The sequence below is a fragment of the Pseudomonas hunanensis genome, assembly GCF_013393325.1.
Classification (GTDB): Bacteria; Pseudomonadota; Gammaproteobacteria; order Pseudomonadales; family Pseudomonadaceae; genus Aquipseudomonas; species Aquipseudomonas putida_P.
Genome location: NZ_QJRC01000080.1, coordinates 320,688 through 329,389, shown reverse-complemented (window position 1 = coordinate 329,389; position 8,702 = coordinate 320,688). Strand labels below are relative to the sequence as shown.

Sequence of the window (8,702 nt, the reverse complement as noted above, 5' to 3'; positions counted from 1 at the left end):
GCTGGTAGGCCGAGACCGACAGGCTCAGGTCCAGGGCCATGCCTTCGGCGTCGGCAAGCGCGACCACCACCGGCACTTTCGGCTGGGTGTAGGGGTAGTGCCGCGCCATGGCGACGAGGTTGCCGATAGGCAGGGTTTCGCTGACCGGGTCGCTGCTCCAGGTCAGCGGCATGCGCCGCTCAGTTGGCTTGAAGTCTTCGACCCAGGTTTGCAGGGCGCTCACTGGCAACACATGGGTCTGGGTGGACGGGGCCTGGTTGCCGCTCACCAACTCGGCCATGTCCAGCTGGCGCATGTGCCGCTTGCGCAGGGCTGGCGAACCGGTGATGCGGGCGGTCATGGCGTTGGTCCACAGGTGCGGGCTGTAGCCGATCCACACTTCCTTGGCGGTATCGGGGCAGGTATCGGCCCACACCCAGCCCAGGGTGCGGCTGGAGAGGTAGCGCTCACGCAGGTGGTAGTTCTCCAGCCCTTTGTAGCGCAGCTCCTTGTAAAGGCCTGCGCCAACGTACTCATGAATGACCAGCTTTTCGCCCAGAGGGCCTTTCATGAACACGTAGACATAGCCCTGACGCAGGGCGCGGAGGGTGTAGGCGGAGTGTTGCAGTGGGGCGAAGCCTTGTTCGAGGTTGAGGCCTGCGTCGGCATAGCGGTAGGCGGGGGAGTCGCCGGTGCGCGGCACGATGGCATAGCGCACTGGCAGGATGGGGATGCGTGCACTGCAGGCGGGACCAGAGGTTGCACTGCTTACGGAGGCATTGCTCATGAGAGTTCCTTGCTCGGAGAGCAGCCGTTTCAGACAGGTGTAGAGAGGCCTGTTCCAGTACAGAAAAGACTGAAGGATGATTGGCTGATAACTATGTTGTAGGAAATATCTTACTTGTTATTTGGAGTTGATAGAGTGTTTGGCTTGTGGGGCGATGAGCGAAATACAATGCCTCGATTTCTTCTTTTTGGTCGAGACTGAAAGTGTAATATTTTATTTGGATTTATTTGTACTTCACTGTTGCGTGGAGATTTATAACTAGCTTGTAGGATTCGCCTTACTTAAAGGGTTTGTAGTTATACAGTTATTCAGTTTTTGCACTTGGCCATGACGACTTGGCAAGTTCTCGGTGTGCCTCCCGAGCGACTGGCATAGCGTATGCAGTTGTTCATCGACTTCTGACGGGCAATGCTGAGGGTATTGCCCCAGGCCAGGCCACCCTCGCCGGTCGTGGGGACGGCTTTGGCGAAGCAGTTGGAGCCCACCGCAGGTGTGGCGTAGCGGGGTTTGCTGGAGCAGCCAGCGGTGAGCGCCAGGCTGAGGGCTAGCAGGGTGTTCAGCACCCAGGACTCGATTGGGCGTATCGGTTGTCTGCGCATGTGATCCCCTTGTCCGCTTGGCGGCAAATGCCTTGCAGGATATTTCATTCAAGCCAAACGGTGAACTATCGCGGCGTCAAGGGGCTCCTTTGCTAAGCGCACCCTGCGCTCAACTGATGGTACAAGCCCATCAGCCCCGGGTCACTGAATGAAAAGGAGGCACCGTGACCACATCTGACCAAACCTTCTACCGCTGTACACCCAGCCCGCTGCACGCCTTGTTGCTGGCCGGCAGTGTGCCGTTGTTTCTGGGTGCGCTACTGAGCGATATCGCCTACTACAACAGTTATCAAATCCAGTGGAGTAACTTCGCCGCCTGGCTGATCGCCGGTGCTTTGGTGTTCTGCGGGCTGGCACTGCTCTTCGCGTTGGCCAACCTGATCCGCGCCGAGCACAAGGGCGGGCGCGCAACGCTTTACTTCGCGCTGCTGCTGGTGACCTGGCTGCTTGGGCTGGTCAATGCGTTTGAGCATGCCAAGGATGCTTGGGCAGTGATGCCGTCGGGACTGGTGTTGTCGGTGATCGTAACCGTGCTTGCGGTAGCGGCTGCATGGACCGGTTTGAGTAATCTGCGTTCAGGGGGTGCGGCATGAAGCCTTTACATGCATTGACCCTGTTGAGCCTGACGCTGGCGCTTGGTGCCTGTGGTGGCGACGGTGAGCCGACCCAGGCCCACGGCCCAGACCCGAAGCTGCCGGAGCCGCAGCGCGGCTTGCTGCCGAGCATGAAGATTGCGCAGCCGGTTGCCTGGGGTGAACAGAAACCGACCGTGCCGGAGGGTTTCAGCGTCACGGCCATTGCCACTGACCTGAAGATTCCGCGGCAGAGCCTGGTGCTGCCCAATGGTGACATTCTGGTAGCCGAGGGCAGGGGTGGCAGTGCGGCCAAGCTCAAGCCCAAGGACGTGATTGCCAGCCAGATCAAGGCCAAGGGCAACACGCAGGTAAAGGGCGGCAACCGCCTGACCTTGCTGCGTGATGCCGACGGCGATGGCACCTATGAGGTGCAGACCGTGTTCGCGGAAAACCTCAACGCCCCCTACGGCTTGGCGTTTGCCGACGGCAAGCTGTATGTGGCCAACCAGGATGCGCTGGTGCGCTTCGACTACAAGGAAGGCCAGACCCAGGCCGAAGGCTCGCCCACCAAGGTCACCGACCTGCCGGCCGAGATCAACCACCACTGGACCAAGGCGCTGACCATCAGCCCGGATGGTCGTTACCTGTACGTGGGCATAGGCTCGAACAGCAATATCACCGAGCGCGGCCTGGAGGTCGAGATCGATCGGGCCATGGTCTGGCAGGTCGATGCCGAAACCGGTGCGCACCGGCCCTACGCCACCGGCCTGCGCAATCCGACGGCATTGACCATTCAGCCGCAGACCGGGCAGTTGTGGACGGTGGTCAACGAGCGGGATGAACTGGGCCCCGACCTGGTGCCGGATTACCTCACATCGGTGCGTGAGGGCGGCTTCTATGGTTGGCCTTACAGCTACTGGGGACAGAACGTGGATGACCGGGTGCGGCCGCAGAACCCAGGCAAGGTGGCAGCGGCGATCAAGCCGGATTACAGCCTGGGCTCGCATGTGGCTGCCCTGGGTGTCGACTTCTCGATACCGGCCATGGGGGATGGGTTTTCCGACGGTGTCTTCGTGGGCGAGCACGGCAGCTGGAACCGACCTGACCCGGTGGGCTACAAGGTGATTTTCGTGCCGTTCAGCAATGGCAAGCCTGCGGGAGAGCCGATCGACTTCGCCACGGGGTTCCGAGGTGAGGATGGCAAGACCCGTGGACGGCCGGTGGGGGTGACAGTGGACCCCCGTGGGGCGTTGATCATTGCCGATGATTTGGCGAATACGGTTTGGCGGGTGACGCGCAATCGCTGAATGAACTACCGGGGTTGCGCGATCCGCTGGGCTTGCGCGACAGCGTCTACACGGATCGCGCAGCGCTTCAGAAGCGGTAGTTGAAGCTGGCTTCCAGCGTCCGTGGTGCCCCTGGCGTAACCAGGTCCACCGAGCCGTGCGCCGAGGCATAGTAGTCACGGTCGAAGGCGTTCTTCAGGCGCAGCGCGGCATCCCACTGCGGCACGCTGTACAGCAGTGCGGCGTCGAAGGTGGTGTAGCCCGGCATCACCACTACGTTGTCGAGCGCGGTGTAGCGCTCGTCGACGTAGTTGGCACCGGCAGCCACGCGCCACTCTGGGGTCAGGGTGCGCACCAGCCAGATGTTGGCGCTGTTACGCGGCGTCAGCGTAGGGGTCTGGCCTTCATTGGCCACGCCATTGGTCTTGCTGTTCGACTTGGTGATCTCGGCATCCAGGTAGGCGTAACCGGCGTAGACTTGCCACTTGTCCGAGAGCTGCCCGCTGACGGTGGCTTCGAAACCATCGGTACGTTGCTCGCCCGCCAGTACGGTCAGGTTGGGGTTGGCCGGGTCGGCAGTCTTCATGTTGGTGCGCTCAAGGCGGAACACCGCAGCGGTCAGCGACAGGCGGCTGTCGAGCAGGTCCCATTTGGCGCCGATTTCATAGTTGGTGGTTTCTTCCGGCTCCAGATGCTGGTTGGTCGGGCTGACCGCGAACACTTCGCCCGAAGGCTGGTAGCTGCGGCTGACCGACACGTAGTAGGACTGGATGGTGTCCGGCTGATAGACCAGGCCGGCGCGCGGGCTCCAGGTCTTGTCGGTGCGGTCGAGGTCGACGTTCTGCACGCGGTCGTCGTCGTACTCCTGGCCGAAGATGTCATAACGCACACCCACCAGGGCCTTCCAGTGCTCGTTAAGCTCGATCATGTCCTGCAGGTACAAACCGGTGGTCTGCTGGAAGTTGGTGCCTTTGGACGACAGGTTGGCGGCATGGTCTGGCACCGGCACCAGGGCGTCGCGGTACACCGGCACCTGGGCCACATTGTTTTGGCTCAGCACGCGCTGGTACTTGTCCTGCAAGCCCACTTCCACGCCATACAGCAGGTTGTGCTGCATGCCGGCCACTTGCGCCTGCTGCTTGAGTTCGGTCTGGTTGAATACACCGTACTCGTCACGGGCAACGTTGCCACGGTTGAGCTTGACCAGCAATTCGCCGTTGGGCGCAGTGACGAAGCGTGTCGGGCTGCTGTCGGCCAGGGTGTTGTTGCGGTCCAGGTCGTAGCGGTAGTAACGGCTGGTGTTGGTCAGCGTGAAGCTGTCGTTGATGCGGTAGTCCAGGCTGGCGGTCAGCGAGAACACCTCGCTGCGGGCGTAGTCCTGGTCGGCATCGCCAGAGCCGAAGCGCTTGTCGCGATCGACATCCACCGGGCGGTTGCCCAGGGCCGGGATGCCGAAGTCGATCAGGCGCTTGTCGTACAGGTAGGTGGCGCCCAGGTTCAGTTCCAGGTCGTCCGAGAGGCGGAAGTAGGCCGACGGCGCGATGGCCTTGCGGTCGATATAGCCATCGTCGCGGAAGGTGTCGCTGTCTTCGAAGGCGCCGGTCACGCGGTAGGCCTGGTTGCTTTGCGGGTCGGCCCAACCGGTGTCGAACTGCGTGCGGCGTTTGCCTTCGCTGTCGAAGCTCATGCCCACTTCGCGCTTGGGCGTGAAGCTTGGCTTCTTGCTGATGCTGTTGATCAGCCCGCCCGAAGAGCCACGGCCATACAGCACGGCGGCTGGGCCCTTGATCACCTCGACACGCTCGACGTTGGACAGGTCACGGAAGTACAGGGCATCGTCGCGCACGCCGTCAATGTACATGTCGCCAATGGCGCTGAAGCCGCGGATGGTCACCTGGTCGCGCTGGCCGTCGCCGTTGGACAGGCCGATGCCGGGCACGTTCTTCAGCACGTCCTCCATGGACTGCGCGCCCTGATCCTTGATTACGCTTTCGGGCACGACGTTGACGGTTTGCGGGATATCACGCAGCGGCGCGTCGATCTTCATGGCGCTGCGGCTTTCACTGGCCTTGTAGCTTTGCTGCTCGTAGGCGCTGGTGACGGCAGTGGCGGGCAGGGCGAGGCTACCCTGCGCTTGGGTTTGAACGGCAGCGTGAACAGCAGGCACAACCAGCAGGCCCAGCATGGAAATGGATGCTGGGGCAACAGACCTTTTTGCCATTACAGGTGACTCTTTGTTGTTTTCGAGGTCACGAATAGTAATGATTTGTAAATGTAAAGCAAGTGTAAAGAGTTCGCATTTGCTATTACAAGCGTGGGGTGGCGAGAAGGAGGCGAAACCGGTCGCAGCGGATGTGTGCGGGCAGGGTGGTGGGCAACGTCTATGCTTGTTGGCGCGTGAGCCTTTCGCGCCCTTTTTTGGTCTTGATCACATGGAAGCAGGCCTATGAACCCGATTCGTTCTCTCGCTCGTGCAGTTGCCTTGGCCACACTGGTTTCCGCTGCCAGCCTCACGGCACACGCTGCTGATATCCCGATTGCCAGCGAGGCACTGGAAAGCCACGTCACCACGCAAGTCACAGCCATCGACCTGGCCAACCGCCAGGTGACGGTGAAGGGCCCTGATAACAAGAAGGATGTGACGTTCCAGCTCACGGAAAAGGCCAAGGCCCTGCCTAATCTCAAAGTGGGCGACCAGGTCGATATCTTCGTCACCCGTGCCGTGGCTTATGTGCTCAACACCAATGTGGGTGGGGCGCCGAAGGCCAGTGAGGAGTCGGGGACCATTCGCGCCACTGCGCAAAACCCCAACCCGGGTGGCGAGGCATTCCGCCAGGTCAGGGTCACTTCGCAGATCAAGAAGATCGACCTCAAGCAGCATGAGGTGAGCCTGCTGCCACCAGAGGGCAAGCTGCAGGTCGTCAAGGTCGAGAACCCAGACCTGCAGGCGCGCATGAAGAACCTCAAGGTTGGCCAGACGGTCGACGCGATCTACACCGAAGTGCTGCGCATTGAAACCTCGCGCTGAGCATTCATCGAGGTAGGCTGCGGGTTGCCCGTGTATGTATCCGTCGTGATGCCTTGCATGACGGCGGATGGCGCACGAACAGCTGGATCACCCAATCCGGGCGGGTCTTGCTGGCGTCATTGAGCCAGTTGGCGACCGAGTCCTGAGCGTATTTGTCAGCTTCTGCCAGGCGCGGTACCAGCAGCGGCTCAGCCGCTTCAGGCGTTTGCTTGAGTGCGTTGATGTGCTCGCACCACACCCCACGTGGGCGTAGCACCTCGATGCAGAAGCGCCTTACCAGCGGGTTCAGGTCGCCGGCGTAAGGCCCGAGCAGTGCGAGGGCTGCGTCCAGTTCTTGGGCCAGGCGTGGGCGCAAGGCCATCCACGCCCACTCGCGTACGCCAAAATGCTCATCGCGAGCGAATCGCAACTGCGCCAGCAGTGCAGGCTCCAGCAGTTGCGTGCGCGATAAATGCGCTTGGGCGAAGGCCGCCCAGCTGCGCACGGTATCGGAAGCATGCGAGCTGCACTGCGCCAGCACTTGCTCGCGCATCGGCGAGGCGGCCTGCTCCAACCATTGCCCCAGCGCCAGCCCGATGGCTGCGATCTTCTTCGACAGGCCCAACGAGGCTGTGTCTTCAGCGCAGGCGGTCAAATCGTCGATGAGCGTGGCTGGCAGCAGGGGGGCCAACGAGCCGACCAGGGCTCTCTGGTCCACCGCCAGGCATTCGGCGAGGTTGCGGGTTGGTAACTGCCCTCGATCAAGCAGGGTTTTGCGTTCATCTGTCATCGAATGTGTTCCATCACATCAGCTTTAGGTTTGCTCGTAGCGAGGCCCTTGGGTGTCGCGACGGGACAGGAGCCTAGCTCAATAGGTAGAGAACGTATCTATTCATGCGCCTGGCGAGTAGTGTGCGTGCATGTTTTCGATTTCCATAAGTGTGGGGAATTTTCGATCATGGCGTGAATATTGGTCAGCGATGAGGATTGCCATGTTCAGTAAAACCCTGTGTCTTCTGGTGCTTCCCTTTGCCCTGGCGTTGCTAGCCGGGGCAGTTTTGCCGTTCCAGGCCGCAGGTAATGCCGCCGTCGGCCGGGCGTTGGGGCACTGGCTGTGGGGGGCATTCACGTCGTTGACGGTGAGTTCGCTGGTGGTTGTCGCCGCGCTGTTGATCCTCAGAGTGCCAGTGCCAGACCTAGGCAAGGCCCTGCAGGGGCCTTGGTGGCTTTGGGTCGGGGGAGTGCTGGGGGCGATGTATGTGGCCGGTGCCGCAGCACTTACTCCCAAACTGGGCGCGGCGGGGTTCCTGGTGCTGGTGGTGGCCGGGCAGATCATCACAGCGGTGCTCGCCGACCACTTCGGGGTAATGGGGCTGGGCGGTAAGCCGCTCAGCCTGGCCAGGGTAGCGGGTGTAGTGCTAATCCTGTGCGGCGTGCTGCTGGTGCAGGGTACTTGGGCGCCGGCGCCATCGGCCGATTCCACGGTACCGGTGAAGCAGCAGGAAAACTGATCAGCGCCCTGGCTGGCTGCAGGCCCACACGGTTTCGCGCAGCCAGCGGTGCCCAGGGTCGCTGTCCTTGCGGCTGTGCCAGGCCTGCTGGTAGTCGAATGAGGGAATAGCCAGTGGCGGCGTGAACTGGCGCAGTGTCTTGTGTTGGCGTAACGACCCTACAGCGCGGCTGGCCACCGTCAGGATCAGATCGGTGCCAGCCAGCACTTCGACTGCCGCGCTCCAGTGTGGCAAGGCCAAGGCAATACGACGGCGCAGGCCTTGGGCGGCCAGTGCACGCTCGATTTCATCGAAGGCATCCGGGCGCATGGCCATCAACACATGGGGGCGTGCCAGCCAGTCTTCCAGGGCCAGATCACCGCGAGGGGGCAATACCTGGCGATCGGCAACACTGATGAAACGGTCGGCAAACAGGGGCTGGGCGGTGATGTCCTGGGGCAGGTCTGGGAACAGGCCCAGGGCCAGGTCCAGTTCGCCGTCGAGCAACTGGGCCAGCATCGTTTCGCGGCTGGCCTGGCTGATGGCCAGGTCCACCCCGGGTGCTACCTGGCGCAGATGGCGTAGCAGAGGCGGCAGGATAAGGCGCGAGGAATAGTCAGACAGTGACAGCCGGAAACGGCGCTGGGCCCTGGCGGGTTCGAACAACGGGGTAGCCAGCAGGCCGTTGAGGTTGCCCAGGGCATCTTGCAGGGGTTGGGCCAGTGACTGGGCGCGGGCGCTGAGGGCCATGCCGCCGCCTTGGCGTACCAGCAACGGGTCGTCGAAGTGTTTACGCAACTGCGCCAGGGCGTGGCTGACTGCCGGTTGACTGCGGTGCAGGCGCAGCGCGGCGCGGGTCACGTGCTTTTCGCTGAGCAGGGCGTGCAAGGCGAGCAGTAGGTTGAGGTCGATCTTGCGCAGCTCATCCATGGAGTGAATGATCCTGTAAGAATTCAAAGGCGTGAATCAGCTTAACAAA

The 8,702-nt window shown here is 61.8% G+C and carries 9 protein-coding genes; 4 read left to right on the top strand and 5 right to left on the bottom strand.

Translation table 11 applies throughout. The features are described from left to right. Both DM807_RS09970 and DM807_RS09965 read right to left on the bottom strand, forming a co-directional pair. Positions 1-766, bottom strand: a 766-nt coding sequence (locus DM807_RS09970) for a T6SS effector BTH_I2691 family protein (RefSeq protein ID WP_280526543.1), incomplete at its 3' end; no start/stop codon positions are given. A gap of 308 nt (positions 767-1,074) precedes the next feature. Next, entirely contained in the window at positions 1,075-1,365 is a 291-nt protein-coding gene (locus DM807_RS09965) for a hypothetical protein (protein WP_012271947.1), read from the bottom strand. Between the two features lie 164 nt (positions 1,366-1,529). Here DM807_RS09965 and DM807_RS09960 point away from each other — a divergent pair, with 164 nt between their 5' ends. Next, entirely contained in the window at positions 1,530-1,958 is a 429-nt protein-coding gene (locus tag DM807_RS09960; protein ID WP_060515304.1) for a DUF2231 domain-containing protein, read from the top strand. Further along, positions 1,955-3,247 (top strand): PQQ-dependent sugar dehydrogenase, encoded by a 1,293-nt coding sequence (locus DM807_RS09955; protein ID WP_012271949.1) that lies wholly within the window; start codon positions 1,955-1,957, stop codon positions 3,245-3,247. Before DM807_RS09960 ends, DM807_RS09955 begins: the two co-directional genes overlap by 4 nt. A 67-nt stretch (positions 3,248-3,314) precedes the next feature. On the opposite strand, the gene DM807_RS09950 is transcribed toward DM807_RS09955, so the two are convergent. Beyond that, entirely contained in the window at positions 3,315-5,447 is a 2,133-nt protein-coding gene (locus DM807_RS09950) for a TonB-dependent receptor (protein WP_012271950.1), read from the bottom strand. 225 nt (positions 5,448-5,672) lie between these two features. Here DM807_RS09950 and DM807_RS09945 point away from each other — a divergent pair, with 225 nt between their 5' ends. Then, positions 5,673-6,254, top strand: coding sequence for a hypothetical protein (locus DM807_RS09945; protein WP_012271951.1), 582 nt, complete (start codon positions 5,673-5,675; stop codon positions 6,252-6,254). Between the two features lie 4 nt (positions 6,255-6,258). Here DM807_RS09945 and DM807_RS09940 read toward each other — a convergent pair whose 3' ends face one another. Beyond that, positions 6,259-7,023 (bottom strand): hypothetical protein, encoded by a 765-nt coding sequence (locus DM807_RS09940; RefSeq protein ID WP_179027332.1) that lies wholly within the window; start codon positions 7,021-7,023, stop codon positions 6,259-6,261. Between the two features lie 202 nt (positions 7,024-7,225). Here DM807_RS09940 and DM807_RS09935 point away from each other — a divergent pair, with 202 nt between their 5' ends. Beyond that, positions 7,226-7,744, top strand: coding sequence for a DMT family transporter (locus tag DM807_RS09935; protein WP_012271953.1), 519 nt, complete (start codon positions 7,226-7,228; stop codon positions 7,742-7,744). Here DM807_RS09935 and DM807_RS09930 read toward each other — a convergent pair whose 3' ends face one another. Then, a complete protein-coding gene (locus DM807_RS09930; protein ID WP_012271954.1) occupies positions 7,745-8,653 on the bottom strand; it encodes a LysR family transcriptional regulator in 909 nt (302 codons plus the stop codon). It abuts the gene before it with no gap. Between the last annotated feature and the right edge of the window lie 49 nt (positions 8,654-8,702).